Source organism: Rhizobium sp. RU20A, assembly GCF_900155885.1.
GTDB lineage: Bacteria > Pseudomonadota > Alphaproteobacteria > Rhizobiales > Rhizobiaceae > RU20A.
In genome coordinates, this window is record NZ_FTMB01000001.1 from 889,069 (window position 1) to 905,213 (window position 16,145).

Annotated in this window: 13 protein-coding genes; 7 read left to right on the forward strand and 6 right to left on the reverse strand. The window is 64.0% G+C overall.

The features are described 5' to 3' along the window. Nucleotides 1–223: 223 nt before the first annotated feature. Both F3H41_RS04330 and F3H41_RS04335 read left to right on the forward strand, forming a co-directional pair. Nucleotides 224–1,063 (forward strand): AraC family transcriptional regulator, encoded by an 840-nt coding sequence (locus F3H41_RS04330; protein WP_244616072.1) that lies wholly within the window; start codon nt 224–226, stop codon nt 1,061–1,063. A 97-nt stretch (nt 1,064–1,160) separates the two neighbouring features. Next, on the forward strand, nt 1,161–1,709 hold the full coding sequence (locus F3H41_RS04335; protein ID WP_149737306.1) for a YbhB/YbcL family Raf kinase inhibitor-like protein: 549 nt from the start codon (nt 1,161–1,163) through the stop codon (nt 1,707–1,709). Between the two features lie 80 nt (nt 1,710–1,789). Here the strand turns inward: F3H41_RS04335 and F3H41_RS04340 are convergent, their stop codons facing one another. Further along, nucleotides 1,790–3,700, reverse strand: a complete 1,911-nt coding sequence (locus tag F3H41_RS04340) for a PhoX family phosphatase (RefSeq protein ID WP_149737307.1) — start codon at nt 3,698–3,700, stop codon at nt 1,790–1,792. A 234-nt stretch (nt 3,701–3,934) separates the two neighbouring features. Here F3H41_RS04340 and F3H41_RS04345 point away from each other — a divergent pair, with 234 nt between their 5' ends. Beyond that, nucleotides 3,935–4,504, forward strand: coding sequence for a nucleoside 2-deoxyribosyltransferase (locus F3H41_RS04345; RefSeq protein WP_149737308.1), 570 nt, complete (start codon nt 3,935–3,937; stop codon nt 4,502–4,504). A gap of 74 nt (nt 4,505–4,578) precedes the next feature. On the opposite strand, the gene F3H41_RS04350 is transcribed toward F3H41_RS04345, so the two are convergent. Beyond that, nucleotides 4,579–5,649: a GGDEF domain-containing protein gene (locus F3H41_RS04350; RefSeq protein ID WP_149737309.1), complete on the reverse strand. Its 1,071-nt coding sequence runs from the start codon at nt 5,647–5,649 to the stop codon at nt 4,579–4,581. 200 nt (nt 5,650–5,849) lie between these two features. Beyond that, nucleotides 5,850–7,241 (reverse strand): class II fumarate hydratase, encoded by a 1,392-nt coding sequence (gene fumC, locus F3H41_RS04355; protein WP_149737310.1) that lies wholly within the window; start codon nt 7,239–7,241, stop codon nt 5,850–5,852. Nucleotides 7,242–7,657: 416 nt separating this feature from the next. Here fumC and F3H41_RS04360 point away from each other — a divergent pair, with 416 nt between their 5' ends. The 3 genes from F3H41_RS04360 (at nt 7,658) to F3H41_RS04370 (ending at nt 11,725) form a co-directional block, all read left to right on the forward strand. Continuing rightward, entirely contained in the window at nt 7,658–9,583 is a 1,926-nt protein-coding gene (locus F3H41_RS04360) for a L,D-transpeptidase family protein (protein WP_149737311.1), read from the forward strand. Nucleotides 9,584–10,041: 458 nt separating this feature from the next. Continuing rightward, nucleotides 10,042–11,028, forward strand: coding sequence for a GTP 3',8-cyclase MoaA (moaA, locus tag F3H41_RS04365; protein ID WP_149738214.1), 987 nt, complete (start codon nt 10,042–10,044; stop codon nt 11,026–11,028). 34 nt (nt 11,029–11,062) lie between these two features. Beyond that, a complete protein-coding gene (locus F3H41_RS04370; RefSeq protein ID WP_149737312.1) occupies nt 11,063–11,725 on the forward strand; it encodes a DUF1176 domain-containing protein in 663 nt (220 codons plus the stop codon). Between the two features lie 12 nt (nt 11,726–11,737). Here the strand turns inward: F3H41_RS04370 and F3H41_RS04375 are convergent, their stop codons facing one another. Beyond that, the gene (locus F3H41_RS04375) at nt 11,738–12,181 is read right to left on the reverse strand and encodes a PACE efflux transporter (protein ID WP_149737313.1); all 444 of its coding nucleotides are present in this window, start codon (nt 12,179–12,181) and stop codon (nt 11,738–11,740) included. Between the two features lie 190 nt (nt 12,182–12,371). Here F3H41_RS04375 and F3H41_RS04380 point away from each other — a divergent pair, with 190 nt between their 5' ends. Then, nucleotides 12,372–12,650 (forward strand): AbrB/MazE/SpoVT family DNA-binding domain-containing protein, encoded by a 279-nt coding sequence (locus F3H41_RS04380; RefSeq protein ID WP_149737314.1) that lies wholly within the window; start codon nt 12,372–12,374, stop codon nt 12,648–12,650. A gap of 50 nt (nt 12,651–12,700) precedes the next feature. Here the strand turns inward: F3H41_RS04380 and F3H41_RS21465 are convergent, their stop codons facing one another. Together F3H41_RS21465 and F3H41_RS04390 are read right to left on the reverse strand one after the other, a co-directional pair. Then, nucleotides 12,701–13,204, reverse strand: a complete 504-nt coding sequence (locus F3H41_RS21465) for a pentapeptide repeat-containing protein (protein ID WP_244616073.1) — start codon at nt 13,202–13,204, stop codon at nt 12,701–12,703. A gap of 261 nt (nt 13,205–13,465) precedes the next feature. Next, on the reverse strand, nt 13,466–16,000 hold the full coding sequence (locus tag F3H41_RS04390; RefSeq protein ID WP_149737315.1) for a HAMP domain-containing methyl-accepting chemotaxis protein: 2,535 nt from the start codon (nt 15,998–16,000) through the stop codon (nt 13,466–13,468). Between the last annotated feature and the right edge of the window lie 145 nt (nt 16,001–16,145).

Consider the following 16,145-nt stretch of genomic DNA (forward strand, 5'->3'; position numbering starts at 1 on the left):
ATCGGAAAGGCCCGCCGTAAGACTGGCGGGCCTTTTTGATTCACAATGGGAAAACAACCCCGCAAGCACTTGAATCGACACGCACGCGCATCAGAACGCCCCTCCGAGGGGTCACGCCGCCACCAGTATCCCCTCCGAAAGCACAGCCACCACCCCCGCATCGCCATCCCGGCAGCCGGCAGCAGAGCGGTTTTCCATCGATTGGTAGCAAGGATACTCCGATATGGACATGCACCCGACCGGGACGGCGTCGATAGAGGATCACGAGCCGGCAGCAACGGAAGCGCCAACCGGCGTCTCGCTCTTTTCGATCACGCAGGCGACAGCCGCAACCTTCACCGATCTCTTCATCGGTCTCACTTTCCTGTGCTTCATCACGTCCGGCACCAAGCGGGTTCTCTGCCCCGTCCATGGCGAAATCATCGGCGAGGAAGGGGACCTGCTGGTCTTCCCTACCGGTTCGATCGTCACGCTCGAAAACGGCCCGATCCCCAAGGTCGGCTACCGCGCCGAGGGTGTCTATTTCCCGCGTGATCTGGTGCAGGAAGTCTTTTCCGAACACACGCCGCGGCATAGTTCGGCCGGCATCCAGATCCTGCGCGCCGCCTGCCGCCCGCACGAGATGCTGAATCTGCTGCGCGAGACGGTGGAGCGGCCCGACCTGCCGCCGCTCGTCCGGCGCCACCGCCTCCTCGAGCCGCTCTTGTGTCTGCGCCATCATGGAATCCAGTTACCGGCGCAGGATCAAGACCAGCCCTCAAGCGCGGTGCGACGCCTGATCGAATCCGACGTGGCACGGCGCTGGCGCGTCGGCGAGGTCGCCCGGCATTTCGCGATGAGCGAAGCCACCTTTCGCCGCTGGCTGACCAAATCCGGCCCCGGATTTCATCGCGTCCTGATGAACACGCGGCTCGAAAAGGGGCTCGCACGTCTGCAGAGCACAACGCGGCCGATCTCCGAGATCGCGCTCGACTGCGGCTTCAAGACACCCTCGCATTTCTCCGACGCCTTTCGTGAAAGGTTCGGAATTAAGCCGAGATCGATCCGCAGCGCGGAAGATTGAGCGTTCTTCGACAGACATTGCGTGTTGGCCGGAAGCAGGACAGCGTGGGGAGCGCTACGCCTTGCTGCACGATCAACCGTTCAGAAAGGACACGTTCATGTCGAAAGCCCTCTTCCTCTCCGCGCTCCTCGTTGCCCCCACACTCGGTTCGGGCGCCAGCGCCTCCGACTTCAAGCTGACCAGCAAGACCATCGCAGAAGGCATGCAACTTGTGCCGGACTCCGTTTTCGCCGGCTTCGGCTGCGAGGGCAAGAACCGCTCCCCCGACCTCGCCTGGACCGGCGCGCCAGAGGGCACGAAGAGCTTTGCGATCACCGCCTACGATCCGGATGCCCCGACAGGCTTGGGCTGGTGGCACTGGAACGCCGTCAACATCCCCGCAACCGTCACCGCCCTCGAGGGTGGCGCGAGCAGCGACGGCACGATGCCGGCGGGCGCAGTCGAGCTCAAGAATGATTACGGGGCCACGGGCTTCGGCGGCGCCTGCCCGCCGCCCGGCGAGGTCCACCGCTACATCTTCACCGTCCATGCGCTCTCGACCGAGACACTCGACCTGCCGGACAACGCCAGCAATGCGCTGGCCGGCTTCATGATCGGTGCGAACACGATCGCCACCGCACGGATGACCGCCGTCTATAACCGCTGAGCTGCGGACCGGCGCGCCCCAAACGACAAGCGGCGGGAGTGGCCTCCCGCCGCCGTGGTTGCATCGATCTTAGATGCTGCTTAGCCGATCATGGCATTGTCGGCGCGCTTGATGGCGACGATGGTCGAGCGGGGCAGCTTGCCTTCGCCGTCCGGGAACGGGGCGTCGGGGTGCTGGATGCCGACGAAGTGGGTGCGCTTGTCGGCCGACCAGGTCTGGCCGGTGACTTCGGCACCCTTCGGGGCGGTCAGGAAGCGCTCGATGCGGCCCGTGACGGGGTCGCCGGCGAGCATCTGGTTGTTGCCCTGGCCTGCGAAGTCGCCTTCGTTGGTGTCTTCGCCGTCCGTCTGGATCCACAGAAGGCCGGTCGTATCGAACATCATCCCGTCGGGCGAGTTGAACATGTTGCCTTCGTTGATGTTGGACGAGCCGGCATAGGCGTCCTTATGGACCGACGGGTTGCCGGCCATGCAGAACAGGTCCCACTTGAACTTGCCATCGGCATGGTCGTCGTTTTCCGGGTACCAGCGCACGATCTGGCCATAGCCGTTCTTCTCACGCGGGTTGACGGCATTGAGGGCCAGCTCGTCGCCGCCGGCATTGGTGCGCAGCTTGCCGTCCTTCATTTCGCCGCGGCGGCTGTTGTTGGTCAGCGCGCAATAGGCTTCGACGGCGACCGGATTGATGGCGACCCATTCCGGACGGTCCATGGTGGTGGCGCCAACCTTGGAAGCAGCCTTGCGGGTGAAGACGCAGATTTCATCCGCTTTCATGCCGGTGGCCTCGGGCGTCAGCGCCAGCCACTCGCCCGTGCCGTCGTCCGAGAACTTGGCAACGTAGAGCTGGCCGTCGTCGAGCAGCGTCGAGGTGTCGCCGCCGGGCACATAGATGCCGGTGGAGACGAACTTGTAGAGGAACTCGCCGCGCTCGTCGTCGCCCATATAGACGATGACACGGCCGTCGCGGGCAACCGTGACGGCGGCGTTCTCATGCTTGATGCGTCCGAGCGCGGTGCGCTTGACCGGCTTGGAGGAAGCATCCGCCGGATTGATCTCGACGACATAACCGAAGCGGTGCGGCTCGTTCGGGTTCTTGGAGACATCGAAGCGGGCGTCAAACTTTTCGTAGGAATAGACCGACTCGGCGGCAATGCCGTAGCGCTTGTAGTCTTCCGGCAGCGCGAAATTCGCATCCGTCGAACCGAAATAGCCGTTGAAGTTCTCTTCGCAGGTCAGATACGTGCCCCACGGCGTCTTGCCCGCGCCGCAGTTGTTCAGCGTCCCGAGACATTCGGTGCCGGTGGTGTCGGCTTCGGTCTTCAGAAGGTCGGAGCCGGCAGCCGGGCCCGAGAGCATCATCGGCGTGTTGTGGTGGATGCGGCGGTTGAACGGGCTGTCGAGCACGATCTGCCAGCCGTTTTCGCCCTCGGCGACTTCCATGACGGTCACGCCCTGCATGTTCTGCAGGATCTTCACGTCGTCCGCCGACTGCGGCACGCCTTCGGGCGCATGTGGAAGGTTGATTTCCGGGTTCACATATTCATGGTTGACGGCGATCAGTTGGTGGCCGCCGACGACGAAGAGTTCCATGCCGTCGGTGTTCTCGCCGAAGACCTTGTCGGAGTTCTCCAGCGAAACGCCCTTGGCCGGATCGACATCGGCAACGTTCGAGAAGAGCGGCTGACCCCACTTGGCAAGCGGGTTCCAGTTATAGCCATCCGGAACATGAACGGTGGCGTCAGTGCCGGCCGGAACGGGCGTGAAGGGGAAACGCGAGGTGGCGTCGGCGGCTTCGACGGCCGTGGAGCTCATCAGCTGGCCGATCGTTCCCATGGCGGCAGCCGCCGAACCGAAGGCCAGGATGCCGCCGAGGAAGCCACGGCGCGAAACGGCCCGTTCGACCACTCGGTCGAAATCGGTCACCGCCGGCGGCGGATTCTGCCGTTCGTCCCATTCGTCCCAGCTCATCTTGAACTTGTCGATCGTGGTCATGGTACCCTCTTCGGTTTGATGGGTGAGAAGTGACGCACGTGGGTTAGCCCCGCTGATTTACAGCGACGTGACACCAGGTTCAAAAAACACGCAAAGATGATCACTTTTTTCGGGAACCAGTATCCGTCCCGCCTAACGCATTGCCGCAGAAGCGAAATTCTGCGCGACTGGTTTCCCTTCACGCAGCAATCCTCTAGGCTCCGAGCGCTATCAGGTCCAAGAAGGAGAATTGCCATGGTCCGATCGATCTACATGGCCGGCCCCGAAGTCTTCATGCCCAATGCCCGCGCCATCATGGACGAGAAGACTGAGCTTGCGCGCGAGGCCGGCTTTCGCGCCATCTGCCCGGGCGACCTCGATATTCCGCCGGCGCCGACCAAGAAGGCCTTCGGACTGGCCATCAGCCAGGTGGATGAAGAGATGATGCTGGAGGCCGATGCCATCATCGCCAACCTCACCCCGTTCCGCGGCCTTGCCGCCGATGTCGGCACGGCCTTCGAACTTGGCTTCATGTGCGCGCTCGGCAAGCCCGTCACGGCCTATACGAACGTGCCGGAAAGCCATTATGCGCGCTGCGTCGCCTATTATGAGGGGCGCGTCACGAAGGGCGAGGATGGTTATCAGCGCGGGTCGGACGGCCTGTCACTGGAGGATTTCGAGATGATCGACAATCTGATGCTGCATGGCGGCGTCGAGCGCCGCGGCGGCCTCATCGCCATCGGAAGCGCTCCGCCGGATGCGCTCTACACCGATCTTGCCGCTTTTCGGCAGTGCCTTGCCCATCTCAAGGACCGCTTCGCCTGAACACGAAGGCCAGAACAACAAGGCCCGGCCGATCTCCTGACCGGCCGGGCCTTGTTTCAGCAGTGACGTGCGGCTCAGCGGCGATAGATCAGCCAGTTCTTGCCGCTTTCCTTGCGCATACCCTCTTCGAAGTGGACGACACGGTTGCGGCCGCCATTCTTGGCGCAATAGAGCGCCAGATCGCTCTTCTGGTAGAGGTCGGTCGGATCGTCGGCCTCCGCGGCCATGCAGACGCCGATCGACAGGGTGATCGGACCGTAATTGATCCCGGTCTTGGAATTCTTGAAGGGTGTCGCGGCCACCGCCGCACGGACTCGTTCCGCCACGCCCTGGCATTCCTCGGCGCTCAGGTCCGACAGGATGACCGCAAATTCCTCGCCGCCGGTACGGGCCACGAAGGATTCGCGCGGCACCGTCAGCCGGATCAGATTGCCGACCGTCGCCAGAATCTTGTCGCCGACCGGATGGCCATAGGCGTCGTTCACCTTCTTGAAATGGTCGATATCGGCGACCAGGAGCCCCGTCATGTACCGCAGCTTTTCCGAATTGTAGATAGTGGTCAGTCGTTCGTCGAAGGCACGGCGATTGGCCAGCCGCGTCAGCGAGTCGGTATTGGCGATCCGCTTGTACTCATCGAGTTCCTGACGGATCGATTCGATCTCGAAGGACTTCTGCACGACATTCTCGACCCGCTCCTTGCCTTCGCTCATGGTGGCGCTGGTGGCGTCGGAGAGAATGTTGATCGCGTGGCGCAGCAGTTCGACGCCGTTGGAGCTCTTGCCGTTGATGTTGCGATAGGCTTCGCCGAGGATCTGGTTGTAGCTTTCCAGTGCATGCTGCTCGTCGCGCAGGAGGTTCAGGACCTCGCTGAGCTGCAGGGAAAGATTGCGATGGGCCGTCTCCAGCGTCGCGGGCCGGTGCACATGCGCGAAGTAACGCAGCCCGATCTCGTCGAGCTCCTCCTGCGTCGCCTTGCTTCCGAGCGCCGCGAGTTCCTTCGTCAGCTTCGGATTGGAGCCGATATAGGCTTCGTAGTACAGTTCGTAATTCCGCGGAATCGGCGCAATCCCCATGACGCGCATCGCGTGCGTCACTTGCGCGGCAATATCTGGGACAGGCGTTTTCTGCGCGGGAGCAGCAGCCATCTGACGACCCCTCGTCACGATTACATCGAGTTCCCGTATCATTAGGGATCAATCATTTGGAAAGTGTTAAACGTAATCACCGTTTAGAAACTTTGGGTAAAGCGCACCTGTGACGGCATCAACCGAAAAATGAGCGCCGTAGAAAAAACGGGAGTTCGCCAAGGCGAACTCCCGCGAGGTTGCGGATGGAGATCGATCGCTCAGGCTGGGCTGATCATTGTCTCCGGACGCACCACCGCGTCGAACTCTTCATTGGTCACATAGCCACCGCCGACGGCTTCTTCGCGCAGCGTCGTGCCGTTCTTGTGAGCGGTCTTGGCGATCTTGGCGGCGTTGTCGTAGCCGATCTTCGGCGCCAGCGCGGTGACGAGCATCAGCGAGCGGTCGAGCGCAGCCTTGATGTTGTCCTCGCGCGCTTCGATGCCCTCGACGCAATTGTCGGTGAACGAGATGGCCGCGTCGGCGAGAAGCTGCACCGACTGCAGGAAATTGTAGGCCATCAGCGGATTGTAGACATTGAGCTCGAAATGGCCTTGGCTGCCTGCAAAGGTCAGCGCCGCATGATTGCCGAACACCTGCACGCAGACCTGCGTCAGCGCCTCGCACTGGGTCGGGTTCACCTTGCCCGGCATGATCGACGAGCCCGGCTCGTTTTCCGGCAGCGAGAGTTCGCCAAGGCCCGACCGGGGGCCGGAACCGAGGAAGCGGATGTCGTTGGCGATCTTGAAGAGCGCCGCGGCCGTCGCATTGATGGCGCCGTGCGAGAAGACCATGGAATCATGCGCAGCCAGCGCTTCGAACTTGTTCGGCGCAGAGGTGAAAGCGATCCCGGTGATCTTGGCGATCTCCTCGGCGACCTGTTCGGCAAAGCCGACTGGGGCGTTGAGACCGGTGCCGACGGCGGTGCCGCCCTGTGCCAGCTCCTGCAGGCCAGGCAGTGTCATCTCGATGCGCTTGATCGAGGATGCCACCTGCGCCGCATAGCCGGAAAATTCCTGGCCGAGCGTCAGCGGGGTCGCATCCTGCGTATGGGTGCGGCCGATCTTGATGATGTGATCGAAGGCCTTCACCTTGGCTTCCAGCGCCGCATGCAGATGCTTCAAGGCGGGCAACAGATCGTGGACGACGCGCTCGGCGCAGGCGATGTGCATGGCCGTCGGATAAGTGTCGTTTGACGACTGGCTCATATTGACGTGGTCGTTGGGGTGAACCGGCTTCTTCGAGCCCATCACGCCGCCCAGCATCTCGATGGCGCGGTTGGAGATCACCTCATTGGCATTCATGTTGGACTGGGTGCCCGACCCGGTCTGCCAGACGACGAGCGGGAAATGATCGTTCAGCTTGCCGTCGATGACCTCCTGGGCGGCCTTGACGATGGCTTCTCCGACAGTCGCATCGAGACGGCCCAGCGCCATGTTGGTGCGCGCCGCGGCCTGCTTGACGATGCCGAGCGCACGCACGATGGCCAGCGGCTGCTTTTCCCAGCCGATCTTGAAGTTGCCGAGCGAACGCTGCGCCTGGGCACCCCAGTAGCGGTCGCTGGCCACTTCGATCGGGCCGAATGTATCTGTCTCGGTGCGCGTGGAGCTCATGCCGTTTCCTGCCTTCGTCCGTGTTGACGCGCCGGCCGGCCTCAGCCGCCCTCTCTCCGGCGCTCTTGGGGCCCTTCTGTGGACCATTGCAGCCAGCCTTGTAAAGGGACGGGCGAAGGAGCGCGAGTCCTACAATCGTTTAGAATGAAGGGGCCGGAAAAATCCCCTCATGGATGCCGCAGGGACCCGCCGCAGGCCGTCGGCCAGGAGCCCCGCGCCCCTGTTGCAAAATTGCCGCCTTCACCCTCTGCAATTTTTGCCTCACGGAATTCTCTCGCTTTTTTGTCGCCGGCAGTGCCGCCGGAAACAGCGCGTTTTCTTTTCATTCACCATCCTTTCTTATAGGTTGACGAACGTGGGGCGACGCAGATGGCAGACCGTTTCCCGCGGTGAGCAAGACAGGGAATTCACGGATCATGAGATTGAAAAACACCGCGGCGTTCTTCGCCCTCCTGGCGGGCTGTGCCCTTGTGACAGTCGATGTGCGGCCGGCGGAAGCCATCACGCTCATGGACATCATTCGTGGCGGCCGCCCGCGCGTCAGCGAGCAGGCACCGAAGGCCACCGACACCAGCCTGCCGGGCGTCGCGCCGGGCACCGCGATCGAGGAGCAGCGCCCGCGGGCAGCCGCACCGATCCAGAAGATCACCGGTCCGCGCTACTACACCTACAAGGCCGAGCCGCTGCGCCGCATCGCGACGCCCGGCCTTGCCGCCGCCGCCATGGCGATGCAGAGCGGGGCCGATCCCGTCGTGACCGCCTCGCTCGACAACACCAGCCTGCCGGCCGCCGCAAAGCCAGCCGCGACGGAGGCGCGCCCCGTCGCTACTCCCGTCGATGTGAAGGCGCCTGCCGAGATCGCCCGCGCCGTCGAGGCCTTCTATGCCGGCCATTCCGCCCTCGTCTGGGTGGATGGCGATGGCGTGACGGCAAAGGCCGACGCGGTTCTTGCCATGCTGGCCCGCGCCGAGCGCGTTGGCCTCGACCCGGCAGACTATGCCGTGGCGCGTCCCGTGAGCGGGGCCGCCGATGAGGCCGCGCGCCAACAGGACCTCGTGCGCTTCGACGTCGCGCTGACGGCCGCCATTGCCACATACGCCGCCGACACCATCCGCGGCCGCATCGATCCCAACAAGATTTCCGGCTACCACGACTTCAAGCGCAAGGACGTCGATCTCGTCGCCACGCTGAAGACAATTGCCTCCTCCGACGCACCGGCCTTCGCGCTGACGCAGCTTAATCCGGTGAGCCCGCAGTTCATGGCCCTGATGCGCGAGTTGCGGACGCTGGAGGGTGCCGGCGATGGCGCGCCGCGCATCACCATCGCGCCCGGCACGCTGCTGAAGCCCGGCCAGAGCAATCCGGAACTTTCCAACATCGTGGCTGCCATCAAGAGTCGCGGCTCGGAGGCTCTCAGGACCGCGCATCAGGCGACGATCGCGGCCTATCAGGGTACGCCGGACTACGCGCCGGAACTGGTTGCCCTCGTCGAGGCCTTCCAGAAGGAGCACGGGCTAAAGCCGGACGGTGTCGTCGGCAATGCCACGATCCGCGTCCTGACCGGCGGCGACACCACCGCCTCGAAGATCGAGAAGGTGAAGGTCGCCATGGAGCAGGCGCGCTGGCTGCCGGACGATCTCGGCCGCCGCTACGTCTTCATCAACCAGCCGGCCTATCAGGCCTATTACCACGACGGCGGCCGCGAACAGTTCGCCATGCGTGTCGTGGTCGGTTCGAAGAGCAACCAGACCTATTTCTTCCAGGACGAGATCCAGACCGTCGAGTTCAACCCCTATTGGGGCGTACCGCAGTCGATCATCGTCAACGAGATGCTGCCGAAGCTGCGCAACGACCCGTCCTATCTCGACCGTCTCGGCTATCAGGTCGAAGTCGGGGGACGTGCCGTCGCCTCGTCCTCGGTCAACTGGTATGGTTCGACCGCCGGGGTGGCCGTGCGCCAGCCGCCGTCCAGCGACAATGCGCTCGGCGAGCTGAAGATCCTCTTCCCGAACACCCATGCCATCTACATGCATGACACGCCCTCGAAGAGCTTCTTCAAGAAGGACATGCGGGCGCTCAGCCACGGCTGCGTGCGCCTTGCCGAACCGCGCAAGATGGCCGCTGCCGTGCTCGGCACCAGCGTCGAGGACATCGGCCGCCAGATCGCGGGCGGCGCCAACAAGGCCGTCTCGACGCCGAAGATTCCGGTCTACGTCTCCTACTTCACCGCCTGGCCGGACAAGGACGGCAAGGTCGAGTATTTCGACGACGTCTACGACCGCGACATGTACATGCAGCGCGCCTTTGCCGCGACTGCCAAGGCCCGCCGGGCCGAGGGCTGAGGCGTCAGGTATAACGGCGGCGGCTCCCGGAGGGGAACCACACAAGGAAAGGCTGGCGCCGCACGCCTCTCCATCCCGTCAAGAATGTGCTTCACGCATCTTCGACCTCTTCGCATGTGCGACGGCAACGTGAGGTAAAGACCGTCCCTCCACCCTCCTTCATCCTCGGCCCCCGAGCCGAGGATCCACGGCCAAGGGCACAGCGGGCCGAATGGGTCCTCGGGTCCGGCCCGAGGACGACGGGTGGGGAAGACGCGACCTTGCCGGAACGACACCTCCCGGCAAGCGCAACCCGGACGACGGAAGTCGCAATCCGCCATCAATCCGCCCTGCCCGCTTTGCATTATGCCCTTGACCACGCCATATAATGTCCATCGCCAAGCGGCAGGGACCATGACCTCGTGAACAGCATCGCAAGACCGACGACAGGAACCGCCATCGGCACAGGCGAGCCGCCGATGATCGACCCGTTCGGCCGGGCGATCACCTATCTGCGGGTGTCGGTCACCGACCGCTGCGATTTTCGCTGTACCTACTGCATGGCTGAGGACATGACGTTCCTGCCGAAGCGGGACCTCCTGACACTGGAGGAGCTGGACCGCCTCTGCCGCGCCTTTATCGCCCGGGGCGTGCGCAAGCTGCGCCTGACCGGCGGCGAGCCGCTGGTGCGCAAGAACATCATGTTTCTGATCCGGGCGCTGTCGAAGGAGATCGAAGCCGGGCGCCTTGATGAGCTGACGCTGACCACCAACGGCTCACAGCTCTCCCGCTTCGCCGCCGAGCTCGCCGACAGCGGCGTGAAGCGCATCAACGTCTCCCTCGATACGCTGGACCCTGAAAAATTCCGCCGCCTGACCCGCTGGGGCGACCTTGCCCGCGTGCTGGAAGGCATCGACGCGGCCCAGGCCGCCGGCATCGCCGTGAAGATCAACGCCGTGGCGCTGAAGGGCGACAACGAGGACGAAATCCCCGACCTCATGGCCTGGGCGCATGGGCGCGGCATGGATCTGACGCTGATCGAGACCATGCCCATGGGCGAGATCGACGCCGACCGCACCGATCATTATCTGCCGCTGAGCATGGTGCGCAGCCGCCTCGCCGAGCGCTTCACCCTCATCGACAGCCCCTACCGCACGGGCGGTCCGGCCCGCTACGTCACCGTCGCCGAGACCGGCGGGCGGCTCGGCTTCATCACGCCGATGACGCATAATTTCTGCGAGAGCTGCAACCGCGTGCGCCTCACCTGCACCGGCACGCTCTACATGTGCCTCGGGCAGGACGATGCCGCGGACCTGCGCGCCGCCCTGCGCGAAAGCCCCGACGACCAGCACCTCTTTGCCGCCATCGACGCCGCCATCGCCATGAAGCCAAAGGGCCATGACTTCGTGATCGACCGCCGCAACCGCCCCGCCGTGCGCCGCCACATGAGCGTCACCGGCGGCTGATCTCCTGAACCCTCCAAAGGCCCGGACCCTGCCCATGCGCCGCCTGCCGCTATTGATTGTCGCCGCTTTCGCCACCGCAGGCACCACCTTCGCGGCCGAGCGCCCGCCGGGCCTCAAGGAGGCGGAAACCGCCGCCAAGGCGGCACTCGGCGTCGACTGCCTGATGCGCGATCCCGAGGAAACGCCCGTCGTCGCCGACGGCACGGAAGACGAGGCCGGCCACACCGTCTATACCGTCAAATACCGGCCCAGCTGGTATTCGGCCGACCAGCCGGACGCAGAAGCGACGCTCTACAAGCTGCTCTGCTCGATCGGCGCCTACAATCTGCAATCCGCCTTCGTCATCAAGACGCCGGACGACGAGGTTCCGCGTCTTCTCTCCTTCGCCAACCCCGAGCTCGGCCTCGATTATGCCGACGAGGACCAGACGACGCTGAAGAACCCGCCGCGCATCACCGGCTACAAAGCAACGAGCATTCTCGTGAATGCCCGCTTCGATCCCCAAACGGCAACCATCACCAGCCGCGGCCTCTGGCGCGGCATTGGCGATGCCTGGGATCACGGTCGCTGGGTATTCCGGGACGATGCCTTCGTGCTGACCCGGTACGAGGTCAACCCCACCTTCGACGGCTTTGACAATGAGAAAACCGACGAGGGCATCACCATCCTCGATCTCGATGGCAGGCCGAAGCCTTGATCGCCGCGCGCCTCAGCCCGCCTTCTTCTTTGCCTCCGTTGCCCATTCCGGCAGCGGAAACAGAAGATCGTAGGCGAGATTGAAGACATAGGCGTAGACGACGTAGAAGACCGCGAAGGACACGTCCATCATCAGCGCCTGCCAGAGCGAGGCCTGAAGATACCAGGCAATGAAGGGCACCAGCGCGATCAGGAGACCCGCCTCGAACAGCACCGCATGCCAGATGCGCGCGCGCCACTGCTTCTGCGTCGTGCCCGTCAGGCGCTTCAGCACCGTGTCGAAACCGATATTGTAGAAGAAATTCCAGGCCGTCGCGATCGTCGCGCTGACGACGGCAACAACGCCGATATCGGCGATCGGCGTATGGAACGCCAAAGCCCCGAGCGGCGTGATCAGCAAGATTCCGATCACCTCGAAACTGATGGCATGGCGAATACGGTCGGGAAAGCTGCGCATGGAAAACCTCCGATAAGCCCGGGTCGTCCCGTGCGAAAAGACCCCATGAAAGGGTAGAGGTCGTCCTCTTTCAACGCAGGGGCATATAGCACGGAAGGCGAAAAAGGCAAATGCCCCGGCTGCGCAGAGCGCCGCATTCGCCAGGACATTGACGGTAAGGCGAACGCCCTGCAGCATGCTCAGAGCTCTGATGGAGACCGCAATGCCCACATTGATCGTCGCGGCAGACGGCAAGGTCACGCTGACGCCCGAACTGATGCTGCATCTCGGCATCGAGGCCGGCAGCTCGCTGTCCGCTGAAACGCTACCAGACGGGTCGGTGAAACTCCGTGGAAACGGACCCGATGCCACGCTCGAAGCATTTTTCACAGCACGCGACAACACGCCCCGGCACGCTCCGCCGCTCGGCATCGATGATATCAACCACCTGACCTCTGCCGGATGGGCGGGGCGCCTGAAGGAGGATTGAGGGCAGCTTGAGGGGACATCTCTGTCACCGCCGAGACCATCAAGCCTCGCCTACGTCTGCGGACGCGTCCTGTAGGCGTCCACTAGATCCTCGATCGGCACACCCTCCAGCGTCGCGCCGTGCAAACGGCAATCGCTGAAGATGGCGCCCGAGAGGTTGACGTGCTGGAAGGTCGATCCGGCAAGGTTCACGTCATTCACATGCCAGCCGGTCATATTGCTGTCGTTGAAGCGGGCACCGGAGAAGTTGATCTGGTTGAAGGACGTGCCGGAGAGATTGGCGTCGTTGAAACGCGACCCGGACAGATCCGTATCGTTCACGTCGAGCCGTTCCGTCGTGCGATGCAGGCGCATCGCTTCGCCGACGACAGAGAATGCCAGAGGCTGGTCGGTCGCCGACGACGTGAGTTCGACGGAAAAACTATTCCAGTCCTTGCAGCCGAATTGCCGGGCGATCAATTCAAGGCAATCGCTGTGGGAGACATCGATCTTGCGCTCGGCAAGCGCCTGGCGCAGCGTCTTCGCCATTGCCTTGATGCCATGTGTTCTGAACATGCCAGTTCCTATCGGGCGATCTCTGCGTCAGGGCTCACATTGCTGACCGATCGCCAAGGGCTGGCGTTACGGATACCTGTCTCGTCACATGCATTCACCAGACCGGAAACCGGCGTGAGCGGCGGGCTGCACGAAGCCACCGCCAGTTCTGCATTTTGGTGCCGGCCTGTCAATTCACCGCACGAAACACAACCGGCGGCCCTCTCGAGCCGCCGCCTAGAATTTCATTGCCCGGACCCCTGCCCGGTCCCCCCGAGAGCCTTACGCCGCGCTGCGCCGATAGCTGCCGCCGACCGCGCGGGTACCGGTCTTGAAGCGTTCGATCTTCTCGTTCAGCGCTTCCACCTGGTTGCGCAGCGTGTGGATCTCCGCGGTGTTTTCCTCCACCATGGCGGCGTTCTGTTGGGTCAGTTGCTCCACCTGGTGAACGGCGGTATTGACCTCGTTGAGGCCGCGATACTGTTCGGCGGCAGCCGCCTCGATGGTGCTGACGAGGCCGTGGATCTGGCTGATGTGCTCGTTGATGATGCCGAGCGCCTTGCCGGTGTCTTCGACGAGTTCCACACCCTCCCGCACCTGGCCGGCGCTTTCCGAAATCAGCCCCTTGATCTCTCGGGCCGCCCCGGCGCAGCGCTGGGCGAGCTCGCGCACCTCCTGCGCCACGACCGCAAAGCCGCGTCCGGCCTCGCCAGCGCGCGCCGCCTCGACCCCGGCATTCAGCGCAAGCAGGTTGGTCTGGAAGGCGATCTCGTCGATGACGCCGATGATGGTGCTGATCTTTTCCGAGGACCGGTTGATCGCCGCCATCGCGGCCACGGCGCGCGTCACCACCTCGCCGGAGTGGCGGGCATGGGTGGACGTTTCGTCGACGGAGAGGGTGGTGCGCCGCGCACTGTCGGCCGTGCCGCGCACGATCTCCGTCAGTTCGCTGAGCGCCCGGGTGCTCTGTTCCAGAGCCGCGGCCTGTTGCTCGGTGCGGCGCGCAAGATCATCGGAGGAAGCAGCGAGGTTACCCGTGGCGCCGGTGATTTCCGAGGTCACGGTGCGCACCTCCGACAGCGTCGCACGCAGCGCCTCGACGGCGGCATTGTAGGTGCGCGCCATCACCACATAGTCCGCCGGCAGGCTTTCGGCCATGCCGGCCTCGAGATTGCCTTCGGCAAGCTTGGAGAGCACATCCGACAGGGCTTCCAGCGCCTGCATCTGCTCGGCTTCGACGCGGGCCCGCTCACGGGCGCGGCGCGCCTCCTCCTCTGCCGAACGGGCACGCTGTACCTCCGCCTCCTGCTCCAGCCGGATCGTCTGGCGGGCATTGTCGCGGAACACGGCAACGGAGCGCACCATGTCGCCGATCTCGTCGCCGCGCTCGCGCCCGTCGATCTCGATGTCGAGCTCGCCCTTCGCCAGACGCGTCATCACGTCGGTGACCCGCTTCAACGGTCCGCGCAGCGTTTCGACTAGCATCAGGCCACCGATGATGGCGAGCACCGTGCCGGCCACCATCGCAAAGATCGAGACGTTGGCCGAGGCCTGGCTGTCGCGCTTGCCGGCCTCCTGCGCCGTCGAGACGAAGGCTTCCAGCGTGGCGGAGGCATCCGCAACAAGCCCCTGCGCGGCGCCGCGCGCCGCATTCCAGGCCGTGCCGACCTCGATCGCCCGGGCGCTATCCTTCTCGATCTGGGCCAGTTGCGGCTCCAGCTTGCCGCCGAGGTCGCGCAGGGCATTGTTGCGCGCACCCTTTTCAGCGAGCTGAGCGGTCGTGCTGCGCAGGGCCGCAAGATCGGCCATGAGGACCTGCCGGCTTTCCTGATCCAGCTTGCGCTGCAGCTCGCTCACATGCAGTGCCGCTGCGTCGATGGCGCTGAAAGTGGCGTTCATCAGCGTCACCAGCTCGCGCAGCGTCACGACGTCGGCGTCCATCGACACGAAACGCGATGCGGCCGTATTGGAAAACTCGGTGCCCTGCTTGATGAAATCGGCCTCGGCCTTGGCGAAGTCGCCGAGCACCGGCACCAGCGCCGTCTTCTTGGCGGCGTCATCCTCGGGACCGGCAAGGATCGCGGCCACCGTGTCGGCATTGGCCTTGACCGCGGCGATCTGCGCCTTGATCTTCTTGGAAGCGATCGCGTCGGCTTCGGCGATCTGCTTTTGCAGATGCGGCAGATAGGTCTTCGCCGCCTCGACGCGGGCGGCCGGCGTCGCGGCGAGGGTCACCGGCAGGCGGAACTTCTTGATACGCTCGGCAAGCCCCTGCGAGGCAGCGGCATCGAACAGCAGCGCCTTGGCAAAACCTTCCTTGTTGCCCGCCTCCTTGCGCACGAGGTCGAGCTGCTTGCGCGCCGCCTCCCCGTTCTTGCGCAGCGCGTCGATCGCGCCCGCCAGGCCGTCCGAAACGGTGCGGCGTTCCGCCTCGATCGACCAGAGACCGTCGAGCGCGCTCGTCATCTGTCCCGGCAGCGCGATCACCGGCGCAATCTTGGCTCGGTCGGCCTCCGCGGTCAGAAGACCGTCGAGGGACCTGACCCCGGTTTCGAGATCGCCGATGGCGCTCGTCAGGCGGTCACGGCCGGTGCTTTCCGGCTGGTCGGTAAAGCCTTGCAGCGCAGCGCGCAGGGACTGGAAATCCGACAGCGTGTTGATCGTTTCGCGGGTGACCGTCATATGGCCGTTCAGCGTACTCGCGGTGAAATAGCCGACGAGACCGATGCCGGCGATGAGCGCAACAAGCGGTACGACGAAGATCAGCACCTTGGTGATGATCTTCAGTCGTTGAAGAAGACGGTCGATGAAACGCATGGTGATCCCCTGTTTTCCTTGCCCGTCATGTCCGGCACCGGCGTGCCGATCTCGGCGCGCCCTGCCATTCCCGGCACCCCCAGTGCGACGGGAAACGACCGCATCATGCGGACATGTCGGCTCACCCGCAGATTGCGCTGTCTTA

Coding starts and splice junctions, on each gene's coding strand:
- F3H41_RS21465 (WP_244616073.1), bottom strand. CDS start 13,204: ATGTTCAGAACACATGGCATCAAGGCAATGGCGAAGACGCTGCGCCAG.
- F3H41_RS04390 (WP_149737315.1), bottom strand. CDS start 16,000: ATGCGTTTCATCGACCGTCTTCTTCAACGACTGAAGATCATCACCAAG.
- F3H41_RS04360 (WP_149737311.1), top strand. CDS start 7,658: ATGAGATTGAAAAACACCGCGGCGTTCTTCGCCCTCCTGGCGGGCTGT.
- F3H41_RS04375 (WP_149737313.1), bottom strand. CDS start 12,181: ATGCGCAGCTTTCCCGACCGTATTCGCCATGCCATCAGTTTCGAGGTG.
- F3H41_RS04350 (WP_149737309.1), bottom strand. CDS start 5,649: ATGGCTGCTGCTCCCGCGCAGAAAACGCCTGTCCCAGATATTGCCGCG.
- F3H41_RS04370 (WP_149737312.1), top strand. CDS start 11,063: ATGCGCCGCCTGCCGCTATTGATTGTCGCCGCTTTCGCCACCGCAGGC.
- F3H41_RS04380 (WP_149737314.1), top strand. CDS start 12,372: ATGGAGACCGCAATGCCCACATTGATCGTCGCGGCAGACGGCAAGGTC.
- F3H41_RS04340 (WP_149737307.1), bottom strand. CDS start 3,700: ATGACCACGATCGACAAGTTCAAGATGAGCTGGGACGAATGGGACGAA.
- F3H41_RS04345 (WP_149737308.1), top strand. CDS start 3,935: ATGGTCCGATCGATCTACATGGCCGGCCCCGAAGTCTTCATGCCCAAT.
- fumC (WP_149737310.1), bottom strand. CDS start 7,241: ATGAGCTCCACGCGCACCGAGACAGATACATTCGGCCCGATCGAAGTG.
- F3H41_RS04330 (WP_244616072.1), top strand. CDS start 224: ATGGACATGCACCCGACCGGGACGGCGTCGATAGAGGATCACGAGCCG.
- moaA (WP_149738214.1), top strand. CDS start 10,042: ATGATCGACCCGTTCGGCCGGGCGATCACCTATCTGCGGGTGTCGGTC.
- F3H41_RS04335 (WP_149737306.1), top strand. CDS start 1,161: ATGTCGAAAGCCCTCTTCCTCTCCGCGCTCCTCGTTGCCCCCACACTC.